The organism is Pseudomonas sp. Leaf15 (assembly GCF_001421425.1).
Classification (GTDB): Bacteria; Pseudomonadota; Gammaproteobacteria; order Pseudomonadales; family Pseudomonadaceae; genus Aquipseudomonas; species Aquipseudomonas salomonii.
Window position 1 is genome coordinate 327,259 of the sequence record NZ_LMKI01000033.1, and the last position, 24,303, is coordinate 351,561.

Sequence of the window (24,303 nt, forward strand, 5' to 3'; positions counted from 1 at the left end):
CGGCATACGGTATTGGTGCACAAAAACCACAAACGCCGATGATCGGTTATTCAAGGGGCTTCCCCCTGTTCAAGGCGCATAAAAAACCCTCGATATCCGAGGGTTTTTTAGGTGACCACCAATCGAATCGTATTACTCCACCGTCACCGACTTCGCCAGGTTACGCGGCTGGTCAACGTCGGTGCCCTTGAGCACGGCAACGTAATACGACAGCAGCTGCAACGGGATGGTGTAGAGGATCGGCGACAGGGTGTCGTGGATGTGCGGCATGTTGATGACGTGGGTGCCTTCGGCGTTGGTCATGCCGGCTTTTTCATCGGCAAACACGATTAGCTGACCACCACGCGCGCGTACTTCCTGCAGGTTGGACTTGAGCTTTTCCAGCAGTTCGTTGTTCGGCGCGACGGTGACCACTGGCATGTCGTCATCCACCAGGGCCAATGGGCCGTGTTTGAGCTCGCCGGCCGGGTAGGCTTCGGCATGGATGTACGAGATTTCCTTGAGCTTGAGCGAGCCTTCCATCGCCACCGGGTATTGCGCGCCACGGCCGAGGAACAGGGTGTGGTTTTTGTCGGCGAACAGTTCGGCGACTTTTTCCACGATGCTGTCCATGGCCAGGGCTTCGCCCAGGCGGGTCGGCAGGCGGCGCAGTTCTTCGACCAGGGTGGCTTCGACGCCTTCGGCGAGGCTGCCGCGCACCTGGCCCAGGGACAGGGTCAGCAGCAACAGGCCAACAAGTTGGGTGGTAAAGGCTTTGGTGGACGCCACGCCGATTTCGCGACCGGCCTGGGTCAGCAGGGTCAGGTCGGACTCGCGCACCAGCGAGCTGATGCTGACGTTGCAGATCGCCAGGCTGCCAAGGAAGCCGAGTTCTTTGGCATTACGCAGCGCGGCCAGGGTGTCGGCCGTTTCGCCGGACTGGGAGATGGTCACGAACAGGGTGTCGGGCTGCACCACCACCTTGCGGTAGCGGAACTCGCTGGCAACTTCGACCTGGCACGGGATGCCGGCCAGTTCTTCGAGCCAGTAACGGGCAACCATACCGGCGTGGTAGCTGGTGCCACAGGCGACGATCTGCACATTGCGCACTTTGGCGAACAGCTCGGCGGCTTGTGGGCCGAAGGCGTTGACCAGCACTTGGTTCTGGCTCAGGCGGCCTTCCAGGGTGCGCTGCACCACGGATGGTTGCTCGTGGATTTCCTTGAGCATGAAGTGGCGGAATTCGCCCTTGTCGGCAGCTTCGGCGCCGTCGCGGTATTGCACGGCTTCGCGCTCGACCGGCACGCCGTTGACGTCCCAGATCTGCACGCTTTCACGGCGAATGTCGGCGATATCGCCTTCTTCCAGGTACATGAAGCGGTCGGTGACCTGGCGCAGGGCCAGTTGGTCGGAGGCGAGGAAGTTTTCGCCCAGGCCCAGGCCAATCACCAACGGGCTGCCACTGCGCGCAGCCACCACGCGGTCGGGTTGGCTGGCGCAGACCACGGCCAGGCCGTAGGCTCCGTGCAGTTCCTTGACCGTAGCCTTGAGCGCGACGGTCAGGTCGCCGAGGTCCTTGAGCTTGTGGTTGAGCAGATGGGCGATGACTTCGGTGTCGGTGTCCGAGGTGAACTCATAGCCCAGGCCCTTGAGCTGTTCGCGCAGCACTTCGTGGTTTTCGATGATGCCGTTGTGCACCACGGCAAGGTCGCCGGAAAAATGCGGGTGAGCGTTACGTTCGCACGGTGCACCGTGGGTAGCCCAACGGGTGTGGGCGATGCCCAGACGGCCCACCAGCGGCTCGCCGAGCAAAGCTTGTTCCAGCTCGCTGACTTTGCCTGGGCGGCGCATGCGCTCGAGCTTACCGGCGTTGGTAAATACGGCTACACCGGCGCTGTCATAGCCGCGGTATTCCAGACGTTTGAGGCCTTCAAGCAGGATGGCGGTGACGTTGCGTTCAGCGACTGCGCCTACAATTCCACACATGGTGTATCTCCTAGATGATTGCCGCGCATATCAGCGTAATGCCGCGGGCTTGGATCTGGTCGCGGGCCTCAAGCGGCAGGCGATCATCGGTAATAAGGGTATGGACGCTGCTCCAGGGCAGTTCCAGGTTGGGAATCTTGCGGCCGATCTTGTCGGATTCCACCATCACCACCACTTCACGGGCGACCTCGGCCATGACACGGCTCAGGCCCAGCAGTTCGTTGAAGGTGGTGGTGCCACGTGCCAGGTCGATGCCGTCGGCGCCGATAAACAACTGATCAAAGTCGTAGGAACGCAGCACTTGTTCGGCGACCTGGCCCTGGAACGAATCCGAATGCGGGTCCCAGGTGCCGCCGGTCATCAACAGCACCGGCTCATGCTCCAGCTCGCTCAGGGCACGGGCCACATGCAGGGAGTTGGTCATCACCACCAGGCCGGGCTGATGGCCCAACTCCGGGATCATGGCGGCGGTGGTGCTGCCGCTGTCGATGATGATGCGTGCATGTTCACGCAAGCGCATGACGGCCGCACGGGCGATGGCGCGCTTGTAGGCCGAGATGGGCTGCGCGGCGTCGCCAACCAGTTCCTGGGGCATGGTAATAGCGCCACCGTAGCGGCGCAGCAGAAGGCCATTGCTTTCGAGGGCGGCGAGGTCCTTGCGGATGGTCACTTCCGAGGTTTCGAAACGCTTGGCCAAGTCGTCCACGCTGACTTCGCCCAGTTCATTGAGCAGCGTCAGAATGTTATGGCGTCGTTGGGGTGTATTTCGTTTCGACATGGTAGTGATAAGTTTCGTTTCGAAAGATAACGAAGGCAATCAAAACCTATTGGCGAAAGATCGTCAAGCGGCAAGCTGTAATTTTTACGCTGATTTTTGCTAACACCACTAAACCAATGTGGGAGCTGGCTTGCCTGCAATAGCGGAGTGTCAGGCAACATTCATGTTGAATGCCAGACCGCTATCGCAGGCAAGCCAGCTCCCACAGGAGATAGCGTTAGCCGATGGGGTTGTGGATAACTCAGGTCTTTTTGATTTTGACCGGGCGTTTCCAGCCGTCGATATTGCGCTGGCGGGCGCGGGCCACGGCCAGTTGGGACTTATCCACATCCTGGTTGATGGTCGAACCTGCCGCAGTGTTGGAACCATCACCGATGGTGACCGGCGCAATCAGCGAGTTGTTGGAGCCGATAAACACGTCTTCACCAATAGTCGTCTGGTACTTGTTGGCGCCATCGTAGTTGCAGGTGATCGCACCGGCGCCGATGTTGCTGCGCGCGCCGATCACCGCATCGCCGAGGTAGGCCAAGTGACCGGCCTTGGCATCGTCGCCCATTTTCGCGTTTTTAAGTTCGACGAAATTGCCGACGTGCGCACGGGCACCCAATACACTGCCCGGACGAAGGCGCGCAAACGGGCCGGCATCACTGCCCTCGCCCATCACTGCACCCTCAAGATGGCTGTTGGCCTTGACCACCACGCCTTTGCGCAAGGTGCTGTCCTTGATCACGCAGTTCGGGCCAATCACCACGTCGTCTTCAATGATCACGCGGCCTTCAAGGATCACGTTGATGTCGATCAGCACGTCGCGGCCAACCGTGACCTCGCCACGCACATCGAAGCGCGCCGGATCACGCAGAGTCACGCCCTGGGCCATCAGGCGGCGACCTTCGCGCAGTTGGTAGTGACGCTCCAGCTCGGCAAGCTGCTTGCGGTCGTTGGCGCCCTGCACTTCCATCGGGTCATGGGGCTGCTCGGTGGCAACCAGCAGGCCGTCACTGACGGCCATTTCGATGACGTCGGTCAGGTAGTACTCGCCCTGGGCGTTGTTGTTGGACAAACGGCTCATCCAGTCCGCCAGCCTGTTGGCCGGCACGGCGAGAATGCCGGTGTTGCCTTCAGTAATCGCGCGCTGGGCTTCGCTGGCGTCTTTGTGCTCGACGATGGCCGCAACCTTGCCGCTCGCATCGCGCACGATGCGGCCGTAGCCGGTAGGGTCGTCCAGCTCAACGGTGAGCAGGCCCATCTGGCCAGGCACCACGTGCTTGAGCAGGCGTTGCAGGGTTTCGACTTCGATAAGCGGCACATCGCCGTAGAGGATCAGTACGGTGTCGGCGCTGATGAACGGCACAGCTTGCGCTGTCGCGTGGCCGGTGCCCAGTTGCTTGTCCTGCAACACGAAATTCAGGTCATCCGCAGCCAGGCGTTCACGCACCACGTCAGCGCCGTGGCCAATCACCACGTGAATGCGCTGTGGGTCCAGTTGCCGGGCGCTGTGGATAACATGACCAAGCATGGAATTACCCGCGACCGGGTGCAGCACCTTGGGCAGGGCCGAACGCATGCGGGTGCCCTGGCCTGCGGCGAGAATGACGATTTCAAGAGACATGAATGGCTACCAATCCTGGGCGGTCCGGCTTCAGACCAGAGAAGTGTTTTGCTGAAAAAGAAAAAGGGTAGCCGAGGCTACCCTTTTTAATCAATCGCGCTTGAAGCATTGCGGCCAGGCCACTTACTTCTTGCGGATCTGCTGGAGCGTGCGCAGCTGAGCTGCAGCCTCGGCCAGACGTACAGCAGCTGCGCTGTAGTCGAAGTCCGCACCCTTTTCGTTCAGGGCCTTCTCGGCAGCCTTTACGGCTTCCTGAGCGGAGGCTTCATCCAGGTCGCCAGCACGTTGCACGGTGTCGGCAAGTACCTTGACCATGTTCGGCTGAACCTCGAGGAAACCGCCGGAGATGTAAAACACCTCACGTTCCCCGCCTTGCTTGGTCAGAGTGATCGGACCTGGCTTCAAGCTGGTGATCAACGGCGCGTGGCCCATGGCAATACCCAGGTCACCGAGTTCGCCGTGTGCAATCACCATTTCTACCAGACCGGAGAAGATTTCCCCTTCCGCGCTGACGATATCGCAATGGACTGTCATAGCCATCTGATTGCCTCAACCTGATGAGCGCCCGTTTCCGGGCGCCGAGATTACAGTTTCTTGGCTTTCTCGATCGCTTCTTCGATGCCGCCGACCATGTAGAACGCTTGTTCTGGCAGGTGGTCGTAGTCACCGTTGAGGATGCCTTTGAAGCCAGCAATGGTGTCTTTCAGGGAAACGTATTTACCCGAAGCACCGGTGAAGACTTCAGCCACGAAGAACGGCTGCGACAAGAAACGCTGGATCTTACGAGCACGGTTTACCAACTGCTTGTCGGCTTCCGACAGCTCGTCCATACCCAGGATCGCAATGATGTCCTTCAGTTCTTTGTAACGCTGCAGCACGTACTGAACGCCGCGAGCGGTGTCGTAGTGCTCCTGGCCGATCACGTTCGGGTCCAGCTGACGCGAAGTCGAGTCGAGTGGATCGACCGCTGGGTAGATACCCAGGGAAGCGATGTCACGGGACAGAACGACGGTGGCGTCCAAGTGGGCGAAGGTGGTCGCAGGCGACGGGTCAGTCAAGTCATCCGCAGGTACGTATACCGCTTGGATCGAGGTGATCGAACCTTCTTTGGTCGAAGTGATACGTTCTTGCAGAACGCCCATCTCTTCGGCCAGGGTCGGCTGGTAACCTACTGCGGAAGGCATACGGCCCAGCAGTGCGGATACTTCAGTACCGGCCAAGGTGTAACGGTAGATGTTGTCGACGAACAGCAGAACGTCGTTACCTTCGTCACGGAACTTCTCGGCCATGGTCAGGCCAGTCAGTGCTACGCGCAGACGGTTACCCGGCGGCTCGTTCATCTGACCGTAGACCAGTGCCACTTTGTCCAGAACGTTGGAGTCCTTCATCTCGTGGTAGAAGTCGTTACCCTCACGAGTACGCTCACCCACACCGGCGAACACGGAATAACCGCTGTGCTCGATGGCGATGTTACGGATCAGTTCCATCATGTTTACGGTTTTGCCTACACCGGCACCACCGAACAGACCGACTTTACCGCCTTTGGCGAACGGGCAAACCAGGTCGATAACCTTGATACCGGTTTCGAGCAGATCGTTGCCGCCAGCTTGTTCGGCGAACGAAGGAGCTGGACGGTGAATGCCCCAGCGCTCTTCGGTGTCGATCGGGCCAGCTTCGTCAATCGGGTTGCCCAGTACGTCCATGATCCGGCCCAGGGTCGCTTTACCGACCGGTACGGAGATGGCAGCGCCAGTGTCAAGCACACCCAGACCACGTTTCAGGCCTTCGGTGGAACCCATTGCAATGGTCCGTACCACGCCGTCGCCCAGCTGCTGCTGAACTTCCAGAGTGGTGCCGGCATCGCTTTGTACTTTCAAAGCGTTGTAGATGCTCGGTACGCTGTCGCGTGGGAATTCCACGTCGATAACGGCGCCGATGATTTGAACGATACGTCCGCTACTCATAGCTGGATCCTCTGAATATTTGAACCGTTAAACCGCGGCAGCGCCGCCGACGATTTCCGAGATCTCTTGGGTGATCGCAGCCTGACGCGCCTTGTTGTAGATCAGCTGCAAATCGCTGATCAGATCACCGGCGTTATCGGTAGCGTTTTTCATCGCGATCATCCGCGCCGCTTGTTCAGCTGCGTTGTTCTCGACCACCGCCTGGTACACCTGCGACTCCACGTAGCGCACCATCAAGCCGTCAAGCAGCTCTTTGGCGTCTGGTTCGTAGAGGTAGTCCCAGTGGTGCTTGAGTTCCTGATCCGGAGTCGCCACCAGTGGAATCAATTGCTCCACGGTTGGCTGCTGGGTCATGGTGTTGATGAACTTGTTGGATACCACGGACAGGCGGTCAATCCGGCCTTCCAGGTACGCATCCAGCATCACCTTCACACTGCCGATCAAATCATTGATCGACGGCTCTTCACCCAGGTGGCTGATAGCTGCAACGACGTTACCGCCGAAGTTGCGGAAAAAGGCCGCACCCTTGCTACCAACTACACACAGATCGATCTCGACGCCCTTTTCGCGGTTTACCGCCATGTCCTTGACCAGGGCCTTGAACAGGTTGGTATTCAGACCACCGCACAAACCACGGTCACTGCTCACTACCACATAACCCACACGCTTAACTTCGCGGTCGATCATGAACGGGTGGCGGTATTCCGGGTTGGCGTTAGCCAAATGCCCAATTACCTGGCGGATACGCTCCGCATAAGGACGGCTAGCAGCCATGCGCATTTGTGCCTTGCGCATTTTGCTGACCGCCACTTTTTCCATGGCGCTGGTAATCTTTTGCGTGCTTTTGATGCTCGCAATCTTACTGCGAATCTCTTTTGCGCCTGCCATGTAACACCTATCAGGTTAGCAAGCGGGAGCCTTGCGGCCCCCGCTGCGGCTTACCAGGTTTGGGTGGCCTTGAACTTCTCGATACCGGCTTTCATGCCAGCGTCGATTTCGTCATTGAAGTCACCCTTCACGTTGATCTTGGCCAACAAGTCGGCATGATCGCGGTTGAAGTAAGCAATCAGCGCTTGTTCAAAGCTGCCGACCTTGGTGATTTCGACGTCAGTCAGGAACCCACGCTCAGCGGCATACAGCGACAACGCCATGTCAGCGATCGACATTGGGGCGTATTGCTTCTGCTTCATCAGCTCGGTAACGCGCTGACCATGCTCAAGTTGCTTACGGGTCGCTTCGTCCAGGTCAGAAGCGAACTGGGCGAATGCCGCCAGTTCACGGTACTGAGCCAGAGCGGTACGGATACCACCGGAGAGCTTCTTGATGATCTTGGTCTGAGCGGCACCACCCACACGGGATACCGAAACACCGGCGTTCACAGCAGGACGGATCCCGGAGTTGAACATGGCCGATTCTAGGAAGATCTGACCGTCGGTGATGGAAATCACGTTGGTCGGAACGAACGCGGAAACGTCGCCAGCCTGGGTTTCGATGATCGGCAGTGCGGTCAGGGAACCGGTTTTGCCGGTCACTGCGCCGTTGGTGAACTTCTCTACGTATTCTTCCGAAACGCGGGATGCGCGCTCCAGCAGACGGGAGTGGAGATAGAACACGTCGCCTGGGTAAGCTTCACGGCCTGGTGGACGGCGCAGCAGCAGGGAAATCTGGCGGTAAGCCACTGCTTGCTTGGACAGATCGTCATAAACGATCAGCGCGTCTTCACCGCGGTCGCGGAAGAATTCACCCATGGTGCAACCGGAGTACGGTGCCAGGAATTGCAGCGCAGGAGATTCCGAAGCACTGGCAGCCACGATGATCGTGTTGGCCAGGGCGCCGTTTTCTTCCAGCTTGCGAACCACGTTGGCGATGGTCGATTGCTTCTGACCAATGGCTACGTAGACGCAGAAAATGCCGCTGTCTTTCTGGTTGATGATCGCGTCGATCGCCAGAGCGGTTTTACCGATCTGACGGTCACCGATGATCAGCTCACGCTGGCCACGGCCGACCGGGATCATGGCATCGACAGCCTTGTAGCCAGTCTGTACAGGCTGGTCTACCGACTTACGCCAGATCACGCCTGGAGCAACTTTCTCGACCGCGTCGGTCTCGGTGTTGCCCAGTGGACCTTTACCGTCAACAGGGTTACCCAGTGCGTCGACTACGCGACCCAGCAGTTCCTTACCAACCGGAACTTCCAGGATGCGGCCTGTGCACTTGGCGCTCATGCCTTCAGCAAGAGACTGGTAAGCGCCCAATACAACGGCACCTACGGAGTCTTGCTCCAGGTTGAGGGCCATACCGTAGACGCCGCCCGGAAACTCGATCATCTCGCCGTACATTACGTCGGCCAGACCGTGAATCCGCACGATGCCGTCAGATACGCTGACGACAGTGCCTTCGTTACGGGCTTGGGAGGTCACATCGAGCTTGTCGATGCGGCCCTTGATAATTTCACTTATTTCGGAAGGATTGAGTTGCTGCATTGCTCTGCTGCCCCTTCAAACTCAAGATTTCAATGCTTCGGCAAGTTTCGCGATTTTGCCGCGAATCGAGCCATCGATAACCAGGTCGCCGGCACGGATAACAACACCACCAATCAGGGATGCGTCCTCCGAAGCTTGCAGGCGCACTTCCCGATTGAGTCGTGCACTGAGAACCTTGGCGAGTTTGTCTTGCTGTTCTTGGTTCAATGCAAAAGCACTGGTCACTTCAACGTCTACCGATTTCTCTTCTTCGGCCTTGTACAGGTCGAAAAGAGCGGCGATCTCCGGCAAAAGCGGGAGACGGTCGTTTTCGGCAACGACGTGGATGAAGTTCTGTACCTTCACATCAAACTTGTCGCCGCACACTTCAATAAAAGTGGCGGCCTTGTCTGCGCTCGTCAGTCGCGGGGCCTTGAGCACGCGCTGCATGGTGTCGTCTTGCGACACTGCTGCAGCCAGGCCGAGCATGGCTGACCAAGAGGCCAGCTGCTGGTGGGCCTGGGCGTGCTCGAAGGCTGCCTTAGCGTAAGGTCGGGCCAACGTGGTCAATTCTGCCATGATCGCCCTCGCTTAGATTTCAGCAGCCAGTTTGTTAACCAGCTCCGCGTGCGCGTTTTGATCGATTGTGGCACCCAGGATCTTCTCAGCACCGCCGACGGCCAGAGCACCCAGTTGGGCACGCAGCGCATCTTTGACACCGTTCAATTCCTGCTCGATCTCGGCCTGAGCCTGAACCTTCACACGGTCAGCGTCGATACGGGCTTTTTCAACAGCCTCTTCAACAATCTGATTACCGCGTTTCTTGGCTTGCTCAATGATTTCAGCTGCCTGTGCCTTAGCATCGCGCAGTTGATGGCCCGCTTTCTCTTGGGCCAACTCCAGGTCGCGAGCTGCACGGCTGGCAGCGTCCAGTCCATCCGCGATCTTCTTTTGACGTTCGTGCAAAGCTGCGATGACCGGAGGCCATACGAACTTCATGCAGAAAACGACAAAAATCAAGAACGCTAAGGACTGACCAATAATGGTTGCATTAATGTTCACGCCAATACCTCGCTCGTTCGTTGCACAACACACCAATCACTCGAAAAAACGAGTGATTAACCGGCGAGTTGACCAACGAAGGGGTTCGCGAAGGTGAAGAACAGAGCGATACCAACACCGATCATGGTCACGGCGTCGAGCAGACCGGCAACGATGAACATTTTAACTTGCAGCATTGGAACCATTTCTGGCTGACGCGCTGCGCCTTCCAGGAACTTGCCGCCCAGCAGGCCGAAACCAATGGCAGTACCCAGGGCGCCCAGGCCGATCAACAGTGCAACAGCGATAGCGGTTAGACCAACTACAGTTTCCATCTTTCCTCCCGACTTTTACGTCGTATGGTTTAGGTTTTTTAGATTTTAAAGCGGTAAAACAAATCGTTTCATAGCCCTGGTGGGCCACCTTCCCGTTTCACCGGGAAGGACATCAGACTAGTCGAGACTGGTCTTAATGGTTCTCTTCGTGCGCCATCGACAGGTAGACGATGGTCAGCATCATGAAGATGAAGGCCTGCAGGGTGATGATCAGGATGTGGAACACAGCCCACGCCCACTGCAGAACAATGCCCAGGCCGCTAAGCCAGAGCAGACCACTGCCGAACATCACAGCGATCAGAATGAACACCAGCTCGCCGGCATACATGTTGCCGAACAGTCGCAGAGCCAGGGAAATCGGCTTGGCGATCAGGGTGACGAATTCCAGCAGGAAGTTCACCGGGATCAGCAGGGCTTGAACAAAAATGTTCTTGCTGCCGAACGGGTGCAGGGTCAGTTCGCCGATGAAGCCGCCGATGCCCTTGATCTTGATGCTGTAGAAAATGATCAACGCGAATACCGACAAGGCCATGCCCAGGGTAGCGTTAGGGTCAGTGGTCGATACGGCACGGAATGGAATATGCGGGTCGCCGCTGATCGCCATGGCGAGCTGAGGAATCCAGTCAACCGGGATCAGGTCGACGGCGTTCATCAGGAACACCCAGACGAAGATGGTCAGTGCCAGCGGTGCAATCACCGGGCTGCGGCCATGGAAGCTGTCTTTCACGCTGCCATCGACGAATTCGACCAATACTTCAACGAAGTTCTGCAAAGCACCTGGCTGACCGGAAGTCGCCTTTTTTGCCGCCATGCGGAAAATCAGGACGAAGATCAGACCCAATGCGACCGACCAGCCCAGAGTATCCAGGTGGAAAGCCCAGAAACCCATTTCTTTGGCTTCTGCTGCGGTGTGGGCGAAGCCCCAGCCGCCGTTGGGAAGCTGACCGAAGGTCAGGTTCTGCAAGTGGTGCTGGATATAGCCCGAAGCGGTTGTTTCTGCCATGGTTGCCTCAAACGCCCTAAGGTTTCGAAAGTCTTGTTTTCATTAGCAGGGGAGCGAACCAGCTGACCAGTTGGGTCAACACGAAGACGCCGAATACAGCCAGCGGCGCCAATGGCTTCACACCTGCAAAGGTCAGTGCAAACAGCACTGCCGTCAAAATCAGTTTCCCCGCCTCGCCGGCATAAAATGACCGGACGATAGCCTGGGCTGCTCGGGCGCCGGAAAACCGAAAGGCCCTGTGAGCAAAATACATATTGGGCAGCAAGGCTATCAGGCCTCCGCAGAGTCCTGAATATCCGGCTACGACTCCATGCCAATACCAAAGCGCCAACGCGGCGATTAATAAAATGACAAATTGAGCCAATAAAACCGGGAAAACGGCCAAGCGATGGAACGGCAACGTGTTTGGCGTGCGGGTTTCCATCACTTTTGCTCCTCAATGGTCGGCTGCCGAGAATCAATAACTTGGCATAATTTGTGCCGACAAAATGCGCGCAGAGTATAGGGGCGGTTCAGCCCCTATTCAACTGTCGGGTAGTGTTTTCCGATCGCGCGCTACATAAGCAAATGTTTCAGCGGATGTGGGCAAGGACACCCTGAAGCTCGTCAAGCGAGTTATATCCGATGACCAATTGCCCTTTGCCCTTCTTGCCGTGACGAATTTGTACCGCAGAGCCCAGCCGCTCGGCCAGGCGCTGCTCAAGGCGTGCGATATCCGGATCAGGTTTGGCGGTTTCGACCGGTGCAGGTTTGCCGCTCAGCCACTGGCGAACCAGCGCCTCAGTCTGACGCACCGTGAGCCCCCGTGCGACAACGTGTCGCGCCCCTTCAACCTGTTGATTTTCCGGCAAACCGAGCAAAGCACGGGCATGACCCATTTCCAGGTCGCCGTGGGACAACATGGTCTTGATGACTTCCGGCAACGCGATCAGACGCAGCAAGTTGGACACGGTAACGCGGGATTTACCCACCGCGTCAGCCACTTGTTGCTGGGTCAGCTGGAATTCCTGCTGCAGACGCTGCAATGCGATCGCTTCTTCGATCGGGTTGAGGTCTTCACGCTGGATGTTTTCGATCAACGCCATGGCGATGGCGGTTTCATCCGGCACATCGCGCACCATCGCCGGAATGGTTTCCTTGCCGGCCTGCTGGCTCGCGCGCCAGCGGCGTTCGCCGGCGATGATTTCAAAACGACCGCCGCCGATCGGGCGCACCACAATCGGCTGCATCACGCCCTGGGCCTTGATCGAGTTGGCCAGTTCTTCCAGCGCCTGAGGGTCCATGTCCCGGCGTGGCTGGTACTTGCCGCGCTGGATCAGGTCCAGCGGCAGGTGTTGCAGCTCGCGCTCGTCGGCCTGCACCGCTTGCTCTTCAAGCGAAGTGACAGTCGGACCACTCAGCAGTGCATCCAGTCCACGTCCGAGACCTCGTTTCTTGACGGCCATGGGGATTCCTTAAGTTGGCTGGGCTGCAGCGGTGCGTGGATTGCGGCGTTGACGGCGAACCATCTCGCCGGCCAGTGCCAGGTAGGCAATGGCACCACGCGATGATTTGTCGTACGCCAGCGCGGGCATGCCGTAGCTTGGCGCTTCGGCCAGGCGGATGTTGCGTGGGATCACGGTGTCGTACAACTGATCGCCAAAGTGTTCCTTGAGCTGCGCCGACACATCGTTCATCAGGCTCAGGCGCGGATCGAACATCGTGCGCAGCAGGCCTTCGATCTGCAGGTTGGGGTTCAGCAGCTCGGCGATACGCTTGATGTTATCCACAAGGTCGCTCAACCCTTCCAGTGCGTAGTACTCGCACTGCATGGGGATAATCACCCCATCGGCGGCAACCAGCGCGTTGAGCGTCAGCATCGACAGCGACGGAGGGCAGTCGATCAAAATGTAATCGTAGTTCTCGCGGATTGGCGCCAAGGCGCTGCGCAGACGGCTTTCTTTCATCTGCATTTCGAGCAGCACCACTTCCGCCGCAGTCAAATCGCGGTTCGCCGGCAGCAGTTGATAACCACCGTGCTCGGAGTAGTGCATGGCCTGAGCCAGGTCACACTCGCCGATCAGCAAGTCGTAGACCGAATTTTCCAGGCCGTGTTTATCCACACCGCTACCCATGGTGGCGTTGCCCTGTGGATCGAGATCGATCAACAGCACCCGGCGCTTGGTGGCGACCAGGGATGCTGCGAGGTTGATGCAGGTGGTGGTTTTGCCCACGCCACCTTTCTGGTTCGCTATCGCGAATACCTTAGCCATTCTTGCTTGTGTTCCCAATCATGCCGTGCGGCGCAGTATCAGCAGATGGCGTTGGCCTTGGCAACCGGGTACGGCCAAGGCGTGTTCGCTATCGAGGTGGAAGTCTGTCGGCAATGCTAACAGCTCGTCGCTTGGATGAACGCCCTTCATTGCCAGCCAGCGGGTGTCGAGGTCGCCCAGATGGCGAGTCCAGTTGCTGAAGTTCTCCATGCTGCTGAAGGCCCGGGAAACAATTCCGTTGAAGGGCAGTACAGGCGTGAATTCTTCTACGCGACTGTGGATAACTTGCAGGTTATCCAGCTTGAGCTCGAGTTTGACCTGGGTCAGGAAGCGGGTTTTCTTGCCGTTGCTGTCCAGACACGTGACTTGCGACTCGGGAAACAGGATGGCCAGCGGGATGCCCGGCATGCCACCGCCACTGCCCACGTCCAGCCAGCGGCCGTTTTCGATAAACGGCATCACGCTCAAGCTGTCGAGCAAATGCCGCGAAACCATTTCGTCGGGATTGCGCACTGCAGTCAGGTTGTAGGCCTTGTTCCATTTGATCAACAGGGCCAGGTAGCCCAACAGCAATTCGTGCTGGGCTGCGGTCAGGTCCACGCCCAACTGGCGTGCACCTGTGGATAACTCTTCGGCGTGTTGCGAGGTGACCAACGAACTCAAGCGCTTTGCTCCAACTGACGGCCCGCGCCGCGTTTTTTCAAATGAATCATCAACAGCGAAATGGCTGCCGGAGTGACGCCGGGAATACGCGAAGCCTGGCCCAGCGTTTCCGGCCGAGTTATCCCCAGCTTGCTTTGGATTTCTTTCGACAACCCGGAAATCCCGGTGTAATCGATATCCACAGGCAGCTTGGTGTTTTCACTGGCGCGCAGGCGAGCGATCTCGTCCTGTTGGCGGTCAATGTAACCGGCGTATTTGGTTTTGATCTCTACCTGCTCGGCAACCTGTGGGTCTTCTGCGCCCTGTCCGGTTACTTCGACCAGACCAGCGTAGTCGATTTCCGGACGAGACAGCAGGTTGAGCAAGTTGTATTCGTGGGTCAGCGGCGTGCCGAATTTTTCCGCAATCGCATCGCCCTGCTCGGTGCCCGGGCGAACCCAGGTACTTTTCAGGCGTTGCTCTTCGAGCGCGATGCTTTCGCGTTTTTTGCAGAAGGCTGCCCAACGCGCGTCATCGACCAGGCCCAGCTCGCGACCTTTTTCGGTCAGGCGCAGGTCGGCGTTGTCTTCGCGCAGGATCAAACGGTATTCCGCCCGGGAAGTGAACATCCGGTACGGTTCCTGGGTGCCCAGGGTAATCAGGTCATCAACCAATACACCGATGTACGCTTCATCGCGACGCGGGCACCAGCTGTCTTTGCCCTGCGCGCGCAATGCTGCATTGGTCCCGGCGAGCAAACCTTGGGCGCCGGCTTCTTCGTAACCGGTGGTGCCATTGATTTGGCCGGCGAAAAACAGACCGGCGATAACTTTGGTTTCGAGGCTGTACTTGAGGTCACGCGGGTCGAAGTAGTCGTACTCGATGGCGTAGCCCGGACGCACGATGTGCGCATTTTCCATACCGCGAATCGATTGCACGATCTGGATTTGCACGTCGAACGGCAAGGAAGTGGAAATACCGTTCGGGTACAGCTCATGGGTGGTCAGGCCTTCCGGCTCAATGAAGACCTGGTGGCTTTCCTTGTCGGCAAAGCGATGAATCTTGTCTTCGATCGAGGGGCAATAACGCGGGCCGATACCTTCGATCACCCCGGAATACATCGGCGAACGGTCGAGGTTCGCGGCAATGATTTCGTGGGTGCGGGCATTGGTGTGGGTGATCCAGCAGCTCACCTGTTTCGGGTGCTGTTCTTTGTTGCCCATGAACGACATGACCGGGATCGGTGTATCACCGGCTTGCTCGGTCATTACCGAGAAATCCACAGAACGCCCGTCGATACGTGGCGGGGTTCCGGTTTTTAGGCGACCGACACGCAGCGGCAACTCGCGCAGGCGCTTTGCCAAGGCAATCGACGGCGGGTCACCGGCGCGCCCGCCGGAATAGTTCTGCATACCGATGTGGATAAGTCCGCCCAGGAATGTACCGGTGGTCAACACCACGGATTCTGCGAAGAAACGCAGCCCCATCTGGGTGACAACGCCCTTCACCACATCCTGTTCGACGATCAGGTCATCGGCAGCTTGTTGAAATATCCACAGGTTCGGTTGGTTTTCCAGGGTTTCACGTACCGCAGCCTTGTAGAGGATGCGGTCGGCCTGTGCCCGAGTAGCGCGTACGGCCGGGCCTTTGCGGCTGTTGAGCACGCGAAATTGAATACCACCTTTGTCGGTAGCCATGGCCATGACGCCGCCAAGGGCATCAATTTCTTTAACCAGATGGCTTTTGCCGATCCCGCCAATGGCGGGGTTGCAACTCATGGCACCGAGGGTTTCCACGTTATGCGTCAGCAACAGGGTTTTAACGCCCATGCGTGCTGACGCCAGTGCTGCCTCGGTACCGGCATGACCGCCGCCGATGACGATCACTTCAAAACGGGAAGGGAAATCCACCACGCACCTCGTGCCTGCTTATGTAGGTAATCAGGAATTGTTTGTTGAAAGAGTTTTAGAGCTTTGGCGGCAAGTATAGGGACTTAGCCCTTCCTAAAGAACCCTTTGCACAAAATTTAACCAGCTGTGGATGAATCACAGACAATAGAAATTAAAAAAGAAGAAATTTATAAGATCTTTGTTTTTATGTTTATTTCTACTGAGCCTGTTTTCTGTGGATAGATCTCTACAGGCCTTTATTTACTTTGTGTACAGAGATTCAAAAGTCTGTGGTCATGTGCCAATGAGGCCCTTGGATAAGTGCTTTAAGCCTGTGGATTAAAGGGATGGTTATCCACAGAGGGGTTTTTGCTCAGGTTTCAGGCCCTGTTATCAACTGGGCACAGGTGCGGTTATTCACAGGGCTTAATCCACAGAAATCCCGATTTGAGGGCATGGCAAGGCCGCCAAAGCTTTCGATTCGGTGTCTGGATCTAAAAAAAGCAGAGCTATTGTGAGAACTCGGCGGTGCAGTTAATAATAGCGATTATCATTAACCCGTCATGTCGCGCCCTATGCCCTTTCCTTCACACACGGCTGCCGTCCAGCACATCTATGAGCAGCACCATTCATGGCTGCACGGGTGGCTTAAAGGCAAGTTGCACAACGGTTGCGATGCAGCCGATGTGGCACATGACACCTTCGTGCGTATTCTGGGCGGTCGCCATGCAGGGCAAATCCTCGAACCGCGTGATTACCTGGCCACAATCGCCAGGGGTCTGGTGATTGACCGCTATCGTCGATCCGCCATTGAACAGGCTTATAAACAGTCGTTGGCCGAGCGTCCTGAAGCCACTGCCATCAGTGAAGAAGACAAGGCGATCATCATCGAAACCCTGGTGGCAGTGGATAAAGCCTTATCGGAATTAGGGCAGCGGACACGCCATATTTTCATGCTGTCGCAGATTGAAGGTCTGACTTATCAACAGATCGCCGAGCAGTTGCAGGTATCGCTGACAACGGTCAAGAAACACATGATCCGCGCACTCACCGAATGCTCATTGATCATGGCGACCCTGTAATGCCCGCGCCGGATCGTAAGGTTTTCGAGGCGGCTGCCAGCTGGTACGTGCAGTTTCAAGCGCAGGTGCCTACCCCGGCCGAACGGCATGCCTGGCAGCAGTGGCTCAACGGCGATCCCTCTCACCAAGCGGCGTGGAACCAGTTGGAGCAATTACAGCGCAGCCTCGGCGCCCTGCCCCAGGATTTCACGCGTCGCGCTTTGTCGGCCACGCAACAACGGCGCCAGGTGCTCAAGTGGATGTTGGTATTGGGCGCCACCGGTTATCTGGGCTTCAATGTTCAACAACACACGCCCTTAGGCAATTTCTGGGCGGATTATCGAACACGCGTCGGTGAACGCCGGCGCATCGAGCTGGCCGACGGCACTCAAATTGATCTGAACACCAGCACCGCCATTGATGTGGTGTTTGATCAACGCCAGCGTCTGGTCCGCCTGCGCGACGGCGAAATACTTATCCACACCGGCAAATTGGGTGGGCAAACGCCTTTTTACGTCGAAACCCGCGAAGGCCGGGTCCAGGCATTGGGGACTCGGTTTACCGTGCGTCAATTAGCGGGCTCAACTCGTGTGGGTGTGCTGGAAGACCAAGTGAGCCTCTCGCCTGCCGACCTACCGGATCACGAGCGAATACTCAGTGCCGGCGAAAGTGCTGACTTCGACCGGAGAAATGTGGGGCCCAATCATTTCTATCGACGGACCCAGGCGGCTTGGGTCGATGGCCAGGTCATCGTTCTCGACGCTCGCCTTGGGGATCTGCTCGCCGACCTTGCGCGCTACCGCCCCGGCGTTCTGCGATGCGATTCGGCTTCGGCAAGTTTGCGAGTCTCCGGGACGTTCCGCCTGGACTCCACCGACGCGGTACTGGCTAACCTGCAAGCCACGCTGCCGATACAGGTGAAATATTTCAGCCGCTATTGGGTCGCGGTCACGCACCTGGGCTGAAAGCAAAAAATAACCCACAGGGGGTTATCTTTTTTTTACCTGGCCCGGCCCTACAGGTAATCACGACGCTACCTAAAGGGCTTCACCACCTATGCGCCTTCCTACCAAACTACGCCAACGCCTTTCTCACCATGGCATGACCTACGGTTTATTACTGTGCTCGGCCTCCGCCGCAGGTTTATTGCTGCCAGCTTGTGCCATGGGCGCCAGCACAGAGCAGCACTTCACCATCGCTGCCGGCCCGCTGGACGCAGCCCTCAGCCAGTTTGCTGCCAGGGCCAATGTGATCCTGTCGTTTTCCCCCGAGCAAACCGCACGTTTAAACACGCCAGGGCTGGAAGGTGATTACTCGGTTGATCAGGGCTTTGCACTGCTGCTGCAAAACTCGGGGCTGCAGGCCGTGGCGCAGGCGCCTGGCAGCTATGTGTTACAAGCCGCGCCTGCCGGGCAACTCACGTTGGCAGCCACGACCGTCAGCACTTATCAACAACTGGGTTTCAACCAGGATAGTGCCGGTGATGTTGGCTACAAGGCACAAAACAGCCGTATCGGTACCAAGACCAGTACGCCGTTGTCGGAAACGCCCCGGTCGGTATCGGTGGTCACAGGTCAGCGCATCAAGGACCAGAAGTCGCAGACGCTGACTGAAGTCTTGGGCTATGTACCGGGAATTTTCGCTCCACCCTTTGCCGCCGGCGATAGCCTGGCCGGTGACCTGTTCTTCATTCGCGGCTTCAATGCCACGGATTATGGCTACGGCCTGTTGCGCGACGGCCTACGGGTGCAAGGTAACCGGTATGACACCACCAGTGAGCCCTATGGCCTGGAGCGCGTGGAAATTTTCCGTGGTCCTTCATCCCTGCTCTATGGCGAAAATGCACCCGGTGGCTTGGTTAACCTGGTCAGCAAACACCCGACTGCCACGCCGCAAGGCGAGGTGCAATTGGGCTATGGCTCCAACAATCGGCGCCAATTGGGTGTGGATATCTCCGGGCCGCTCAATGACAACGCCAATGTGCTGGGCCGCGTGGTCATGCTGGGCCGCAAGTCCGACACCCAGACCGACCATGTACCCGATGATCGCCTGTATATCGCGCCATCCCTGACCCTGAACTTCGATGACTACAACACCCTGACGCTGCTGGCCAACTATCAGAAGGACCACACCAACCTGGAACTCGGCCTGCCTGCCGCCGGTACTTTGCTCAGCAACCCCAACGGCAAGCTGTCCAAACACACCCTGCTTGGCGATCCGGATTGGAACACCTTTGAACGCGAAGCCTGGAGCACCGGTTACGAGTTCAGCCACAGTTTCAATGACGACTGGCAGTTCCGTCAGAACTCGCGCTACATGCAGTCGCGCATCAACCGCCATGAAACCTGGCCCAGCGCCTTGAATAATCGCGGCTTTGGTACCCAACTGAACATGACCGCCTACGACCGTTACAACAAGTCGATGGTGTATTCCCTGGATAACCAGCTCGAAGGTAAATTCCAACTGGGTGACCTGCAAAACACTGTGCTGTTCGGCGCCAGCTACGACCGCACCTCGTTCAATCAGGACTGGGACGCTGGGTTTGCCGGCACTATCAATGTGTATAACCCGGTGTATCTGCGCGACCCACTCACGCCGATCGCGGTACAGAACACCTTGCTTGAGCAGCAGATGAAAGGGGTTTATGCACAGGTGCAGAGCAAGTACGACCACTGGCTGTTCCTGCTGGGCGGTCGCCAGGACTGGGTCAACAGTGATTTTCGCGACAAGGTAAACAAGGCCAGTAACACCGGCTCTGAGGACAGGAAATTCACCTATCAGGGCGGGGTGATGTACCAGTTCGACAACGGGCTGACCCCGTATGTCAGCTACTCCACCGCATTTGTCCCGGTGCAGCAGATTTCCAACGCCGGCTCGCCGTTAAAGCCGATTACCAGCCGCCAATACGAAGTAGGTGTGAAATACGAGCCGATCGGCTGGGACACCGCGATGACGTTGTCGGTGTATGACCTGCGCAAGCAAGACGACACCTACCTGGACGCCACCACCAACAGCTATCGCCAGGTCGGTGAAAGTCGCGCCAAAGGTGCAGAAGTCGAGATCAACAGCAATCTCACGCCTAACCTGAATATCACCGCGGCCTACACCTATACCGACGCAAGGATTACCAAGGATTCTGCAACGTCACTGGTTGAGGGACGCCAGATGACAGGGGTTCCACGCAACCAGGCGTCGGTGTGGAGCAAGTACCGCTTCCTCGATGGCCAGCTCAAGGGTTTGTCCCTGGGCGGCGGTGTGCGTTACTTCGACAGTACCTTTTCCTACACCGCCCCTACGCTGTACGGCAAGTTGGATGCGGGAAGCGTGACGTTGGTGGATGCGTCCGTGGGATATCAGATCAACCCACACTGGTCGGTGGATCTGAACGCCAAGAACCTCTTCGACAAGGAATATGTATCCGGTTGCAACGATGCCGGCCGTTGCTACTGGGGTGACAGCCGTACCTTACTCGGCACGGTGTCCTACAACTGGTAAGGCCTTGTGGATAACTTGGCTACTTACCAATACAGAAGCTGGAAAAGATCCTTCCCAACAAATCATCGGAGCTGAACGCACCGGTGATTTCCCCAAGCAGCTGCTGTGCCTGTCGTAAATCCTCAGCCAGCAGCTCGCCAGCCCCCGCCAAGGTCAGCTGAGCCCGACCGTGCTCCAACGCCGCACTGGCGTGACGCAGTGCCTCCAGGTGCCTGCGGCGTGCGCTGAAGCTGCTTTCAGAGGTCTGTTCATAGCCCATGCAGGCTTTGAGGTGGTCGCGCAGCAATTCCAACCCATCGCCAGCGGACTTTGCGCTCAGGCTGATGGTCACGTGGCCATCGTCACTGGTCGCCATGGCAATGGCTTCGCCGGTTAAATCCGCCTTGTTGCGGATCAAGGTGACTTTGGCCGGGTCTGGCCGTTGCTCGAGAAATTCCGGCCACAGGGCAAAAGGATCCACAGCCTCTGGCGCAGTGGCATCCACCACCAGCAATACGCGGTCCGCTTCGCTGATCGCCTTGAGCGCCCGTTCCACGCCGATCTTTTCCACCTGGTCGTCGGTATCGCGCAAGCCGGCGGTGTCGACCACGTGCAGCGGCATGCCATCGATGTGGATATGTTCGCGCAAGATGTCCCGGGTGGTGCCGGCAATCTCGGTAACGATCGCGGCTTCCCGACCCGCCAGCGCATTAAGCAAGCTGGACTTGCCGGCATTCGGCCGCCCGGCGATCACCACCGTCATGCCGTCGCGCAGCAAAGCACCCTGCCCGGCTTCGCGCAGGACGGTGGATAACTCGTCGCGAACTTTATCCAGCATCGCCAGGACGTGGCCATCAGCGAGGAAGTCGATTTCTTCTTCCGGGAAATCAATCGCAGCCTCGACGTAGATGCGCAGGCTGATCAACTGCTCGGTCAAGTTATGCACACGCAGGGAAAAAGCGCCCTGCAACGAGCGCAACGCATTGCGCGCCGCCTGTGCAGAACTGGCCTCGATCAAATCGGCAATTGCCTCGGCCTGGGCCAGGTCGAGTTTGTCATTGAGGAATGCCCGCTCGCTGAATTCCCCTGGGCGCGCCAGACGGCAGCCCAATTGCAGGCAACGCTGCAGCAACATATCCAGCACTACCGGGCCGCCATGGCCCTGCAGTTCGAGGACGTCTTCACCGGTGAACGAGTTAGGGCCGGGGAAATACAGCGCCAACCCCTCATCCAATACCGTTTCATCAGCATCCAGGAATGGCCCGTAATGGGCATATCGGGGCTTCAACTCACGGCCGCTGATGGCCTGGGCTGCCACGCTGGCCAGCGGCCCGGAAATTCGAACGATACCGACACCGCCGCGACCTTGAGCGGTAGCGACGGCAGCGATGGTTTCACGAGGAGCGCTCATCAGCAGGTTCCAGAACAAAAGTGACAGAAAGCAAAACGCCCCACTAGGGGGCGTCTTGAGTGGTTATCCACAGAGTAAATTACGCCGCAACTTTTTTGGTAGCCGCTTCGATTTTACGTGTGATGTACCACTGTTGAGAGATCGACAACACGTTGTTGACCACCCAGTACAGCACCAGACCCGCTGGGAACCACAGGAAGAAGAAGGTGAAGATGATTGGCATCATTTTCATTACCTTGGCCTGCATCGGATCCGGTGGAGTCGGGTTCAGACGCTGCTGGATAAACATGGTCGCGCCCATGATGATCGGCAGAATAAAGAACGGGTCTTTAATCGACAGGTCAGTTATCCACAGAATGAACGGTGCCTGGCGCATTTCGACGCTTTCCAGGAGAACCCAGTACAGCGACAGGAATACCGGCATCTGCACCAGAATCGGCAAGCAACCACCCAGCGGGTTGATCTTCTCTTTCTTGTACAGCTCCATCATGGCCTGCGACATTTTCTGCCGGTCGTCACCATGTTGCTCTTTCAGAGCCGCCAGTTTTGGCGCAACGGCACGCATGCGCGCCATCGACTTGTAGCTGGCTGCCGACAGAGGGAAGAAAAGCCCTTTGATCAGCATGGTCAGGAAGATGATCGAGAAGCCCCAGTTACCCACAATGCTGTGGATATGTTGCAGCAGCCAGAAAATCGGCTGGGCAATGAACCACAGAATGCCGTAATCCACAGTCAGTTCCAGACCTGGGGACAACTCTTTGAGCACAGCCTGGCTTTTCGGGCCGGCGTACAGGGTAGTGCTGGTTTCAGCTTTGGCACCTGGAGCGACGGTCAACGCCGGGCCAGTAAAACCAATGATGTAGTTGCCTTGGCTGTCTTTGCGGGTTTGAACCAGGTTGGCTTCACCCTTGTTCGGGATCCATGCGGTCACGAAGTAGTGTTGCAACCAGGCAACCCAGCCACCTTGTACGGTTTCTTTCAGCGAGCCCTTGTCGATATCTTTCATCGACACTTTTTTGTACGGCTCGCTACTTGTCCACAGGGCGGCGCCCAGGTAAGTCGCGGTGCCGGTGGCGGTGCTGGAAGAAGGATCGGCGCTGTTGTCACGCTTGAGCTGGGCAAACAGGTTGCCCGTCCATGGCTTGGCGCTTTCGTTGTCGATCAGGTAAGTGACCTTCAAGTCGTACAGACCACGGGTGAAGCTGAAACGCTTGATGTAGTTGACGCCGTCGAGGCTGAATTTCAGGTCGACATTCAACTGATTCTGGCCGTCGGCCAGTTGATAAGTCTTCTGTTCGGTCGAATAAACCGGACGACCGGTAGCACGAGCATCCGGACCGTCAGTGCCGGTCAGGCCGCTTTGCGCCAGATAAGTACGTTCACCACCGTTATCGAACAGTTGGAACGGAACATCCGGATGGTCTTGGCGACGTGGATACAGCGGCAGTTTCAACTGCGCGATATCACCACCTTGTGGGTCGATAGCCAGGTCGAGCACATCCGTTTTTACGTGGATGAGGTCTTTATTGGTGACCACTGGCGTTTCTAGAGGGGCGCTTGTCTCGCCATTCGCGCTGGGAACATCGGCACTCGCGGACGCATTGTTACCCAGCGGGGTGTCCGGAATAGCCGGCGCAGCCTGATTGGTAGCAACATTCTGAGTCGGCAGGGCAGCCTGGCCGTAGTCCTGGTTCCACTTAAGAACCATGACGTAGGACACGATTGCCAGGGCGACGATCAGGATCGTGCGTTTAATATCCATGATTACTCGGCCATCGAAGAAGAACGGGAGGTAGGGATAGGTGGAACCGGGTCGAAACCACCGGGATTCCACGGATGACAGCGGCCTAAACGACGAAAGGCCAGCCAGCCACCGCGCAGAAGACCATGATTTTCTATGGCCTCTAACGCGTAGCAGGAACAACTGGGGTAGAAACGACAGTGGTCGGCCATCAGAGGACTAATGGCATAACGGTAAAACTGGATCGGAACGAGTGCCAGTTTACGCATTGGTGCTGTCTACCCCTACAGTTTCGGTGCTGACTGCTGGTGCTGGCTTGTTGGTACGCGCCAGACGTTTCCAGAGCTTGCCGAAATGCTGAATCAATTCGGGGTTTTCTACATCCCCCAAGCCTTTGCGCGCGACGATAACAATATCCCAACCAACCAGAGTGTCCTGGTGGAGGCGAAACGATTCGCGCATCAGACGCTTGAGGCGATTGCGCTCAACGGAGAGCTTTACGCTCTTCTTGCCGATCACCAACCCGAGACGGGGGTGATCCAGATCGTTGTTACGCGCAAGGAGCAGGAGATTTTTCCCCGGAACCTTGCCGGTGGGGGAGTCAAAGACTGCCTTGAAATGCCGGGGGGTTAGCAGACGCTTTTCCCGACTGAAGTCCTGACTCACCACCAGTACC

At 57.5% G+C, this 24,303-nt stretch carries 23 protein-coding genes; 3 read left to right on the forward strand and 20 right to left on the reverse strand.

Translation table 11 applies throughout. From position 1 onward, the window contains the following. Positions 1–132: 132 nt before the first annotated feature. The 16 genes from glmS to mnmG all read right to left on the reverse strand — a co-directional run bounded on the left by glmS (position 133) and on the right by mnmG (position 15,961). Entirely contained in the window at positions 133–1,965 is a 1,833-nt protein-coding gene (gene glmS, locus ASE80_RS22970; protein WP_056860937.1) for a glutamine--fructose-6-phosphate transaminase (isomerizing), read from the reverse strand. Between the two features lie 10 nt (positions 1,966–1,975). After that, positions 1,976–2,743, reverse strand: coding sequence for a DeoR/GlpR family DNA-binding transcription regulator (locus ASE80_RS22975; RefSeq protein ID WP_056860938.1), 768 nt, complete (start codon positions 2,741–2,743; stop codon positions 1,976–1,978). A 241-nt stretch (positions 2,744–2,984) separates the two neighbouring features. Next, entirely contained in the window at positions 2,985–4,352 is a 1,368-nt protein-coding gene (gene glmU / locus ASE80_RS22980; protein WP_056860939.1) for a bifunctional UDP-N-acetylglucosamine diphosphorylase/glucosamine-1-phosphate N-acetyltransferase GlmU, read from the reverse strand. 123 nt (positions 4,353–4,475) lie between these two features. Continuing rightward, positions 4,476–4,892 carry a F0F1 ATP synthase subunit epsilon gene (locus ASE80_RS22985; RefSeq protein ID WP_032885166.1) on the reverse strand — a complete coding sequence of 139 codons (417 nt, stop codon included), beginning with the start codon at positions 4,890–4,892 and terminating at the stop codon, positions 4,476–4,478. A 44-nt stretch (positions 4,893–4,936) separates the two neighbouring features. Then, complete coding sequence (gene atpD / locus ASE80_RS22990) at positions 4,937–6,316, reverse strand: F0F1 ATP synthase subunit beta (RefSeq protein WP_056860940.1); 1,380 nt, start codon at positions 6,314–6,316, stop codon at positions 4,937–4,939. 27 nt (positions 6,317–6,343) lie between these two features. Beyond that, positions 6,344–7,204, reverse strand: a complete 861-nt coding sequence (atpG, locus tag ASE80_RS22995) for a F0F1 ATP synthase subunit gamma (protein ID WP_010207685.1) — start codon at positions 7,202–7,204, stop codon at positions 6,344–6,346. Between the two features lie 50 nt (positions 7,205–7,254). Continuing rightward, positions 7,255–8,799 (reverse strand): F0F1 ATP synthase subunit alpha, encoded by a 1,545-nt coding sequence (gene atpA / locus ASE80_RS23000; RefSeq protein WP_056860941.1) that lies wholly within the window; start codon positions 8,797–8,799, stop codon positions 7,255–7,257. 21 nt (positions 8,800–8,820) lie between these two features. Further along, a complete protein-coding gene (locus ASE80_RS23005) occupies positions 8,821–9,357 on the reverse strand; it encodes a F0F1 ATP synthase subunit delta (RefSeq protein ID WP_017135121.1) in 537 nt (178 codons plus the stop codon). A 12-nt stretch (positions 9,358–9,369) separates the two neighbouring features. After that, complete coding sequence (locus ASE80_RS23010) at positions 9,370–9,840, reverse strand: F0F1 ATP synthase subunit B (RefSeq protein WP_056860942.1); 471 nt, start codon at positions 9,838–9,840, stop codon at positions 9,370–9,372. A 56-nt stretch (positions 9,841–9,896) separates the two neighbouring features. Then, on the reverse strand, positions 9,897–10,154 hold the full coding sequence (atpE, locus tag ASE80_RS23015; RefSeq protein WP_002555987.1) for a F0F1 ATP synthase subunit C: 258 nt from the start codon (positions 10,152–10,154) through the stop codon (positions 9,897–9,899). A gap of 133 nt (positions 10,155–10,287) precedes the next feature. After that, entirely contained in the window at positions 10,288–11,157 is an 870-nt protein-coding gene (gene atpB, locus ASE80_RS23020; RefSeq protein ID WP_017135123.1) for a F0F1 ATP synthase subunit A, read from the reverse strand. A 16-nt stretch (positions 11,158–11,173) separates the two neighbouring features. After that, the gene (locus ASE80_RS23025) at positions 11,174–11,581 is read right to left on the reverse strand and encodes a F0F1 ATP synthase subunit I (protein ID WP_010565865.1); all 408 of its coding nucleotides are present in this window, start codon (positions 11,579–11,581) and stop codon (positions 11,174–11,176) included. A 148-nt stretch (positions 11,582–11,729) separates the two neighbouring features. After that, positions 11,730–12,602, reverse strand: a complete 873-nt coding sequence (locus ASE80_RS23030) for a ParB/RepB/Spo0J family partition protein (protein ID WP_056860943.1) — start codon at positions 12,600–12,602, stop codon at positions 11,730–11,732. A gap of 9 nt (positions 12,603–12,611) precedes the next feature. Further along, entirely contained in the window at positions 12,612–13,409 is a 798-nt protein-coding gene (locus ASE80_RS23035; protein WP_056860944.1) for a ParA family protein, read from the reverse strand. 18 nt (positions 13,410–13,427) lie between these two features. After that, the gene (gene rsmG / locus ASE80_RS23040; protein ID WP_056860945.1) at positions 13,428–14,072 is read right to left on the reverse strand and encodes a 16S rRNA (guanine(527)-N(7))-methyltransferase RsmG; all 645 of its coding nucleotides are present in this window, start codon (positions 14,070–14,072) and stop codon (positions 13,428–13,430) included. Beyond that, positions 14,069–15,961, reverse strand: a complete 1,893-nt coding sequence (gene mnmG / locus ASE80_RS23045) for a tRNA uridine-5-carboxymethylaminomethyl(34) synthesis enzyme MnmG (RefSeq protein ID WP_056861054.1) — start codon at positions 15,959–15,961, stop codon at positions 14,069–14,071. Before mnmG ends, rsmG begins: the two co-directional genes overlap by 4 nt. A 554-nt stretch (positions 15,962–16,515) precedes the next feature. On the opposite strand from mnmG, the gene ASE80_RS23050 reads away from it, so the two are divergent. The 3 genes from ASE80_RS23050 to ASE80_RS23060 all read left to right on the forward strand — a co-directional run bounded on the left by ASE80_RS23050 (position 16,516) and on the right by ASE80_RS23060 (position 20,496). Then, positions 16,516–17,022, forward strand: a complete 507-nt coding sequence (locus tag ASE80_RS23050; protein WP_056860946.1) for a sigma-70 family RNA polymerase sigma factor — start codon at positions 16,516–16,518, stop codon at positions 17,020–17,022. Beyond that, positions 17,022–17,966, forward strand: coding sequence for a FecR domain-containing protein (locus tag ASE80_RS23055; RefSeq protein ID WP_056860947.1), 945 nt, complete (start codon positions 17,022–17,024; stop codon positions 17,964–17,966). Before ASE80_RS23050 ends, ASE80_RS23055 begins: the two co-directional genes overlap by 1 nt. Positions 17,967–18,057: 91 nt before the next feature. Beyond that, entirely contained in the window at positions 18,058–20,496 is a 2,439-nt protein-coding gene (locus ASE80_RS23060; protein ID WP_056860948.1) for a TonB-dependent siderophore receptor, read from the forward strand. Between the two features lie 19 nt (positions 20,497–20,515). Here the strand turns inward: ASE80_RS23060 and mnmE are convergent, their stop codons facing one another. The 4 genes from mnmE to rnpA all read right to left on the reverse strand — a co-directional run bounded on the left by mnmE (position 20,516) and on the right by rnpA (position 24,293). Continuing rightward, the gene (gene mnmE, locus ASE80_RS23065; RefSeq protein ID WP_056860949.1) at positions 20,516–21,886 is read right to left on the reverse strand and encodes a tRNA uridine-5-carboxymethylaminomethyl(34) synthesis GTPase MnmE; all 1,371 of its coding nucleotides are present in this window, start codon (positions 21,884–21,886) and stop codon (positions 20,516–20,518) included. A 79-nt stretch (positions 21,887–21,965) separates the two neighbouring features. Next, the gene (yidC, locus tag ASE80_RS23070; RefSeq protein ID WP_056860950.1) at positions 21,966–23,648 is read right to left on the reverse strand and encodes a membrane protein insertase YidC; all 1,683 of its coding nucleotides are present in this window, start codon (positions 23,646–23,648) and stop codon (positions 21,966–21,968) included. 2 nt (positions 23,649–23,650) lie between these two features. Then, the gene (gene yidD, locus ASE80_RS30400) at positions 23,651–23,896 is read right to left on the reverse strand and encodes a membrane protein insertion efficiency factor YidD (protein WP_073636650.1); all 246 of its coding nucleotides are present in this window, start codon (positions 23,894–23,896) and stop codon (positions 23,651–23,653) included. Continuing rightward, positions 23,889–24,293 carry a ribonuclease P protein component gene (rnpA, locus tag ASE80_RS30405; RefSeq protein ID WP_026013533.1) on the reverse strand — a complete coding sequence of 135 codons (405 nt, stop codon included), beginning with the start codon at positions 24,291–24,293 and terminating at the stop codon, positions 23,889–23,891. Before rnpA ends, yidD begins: the two co-directional genes overlap by 8 nt. Positions 24,294–24,303: the final 10 nt, after the last annotated feature.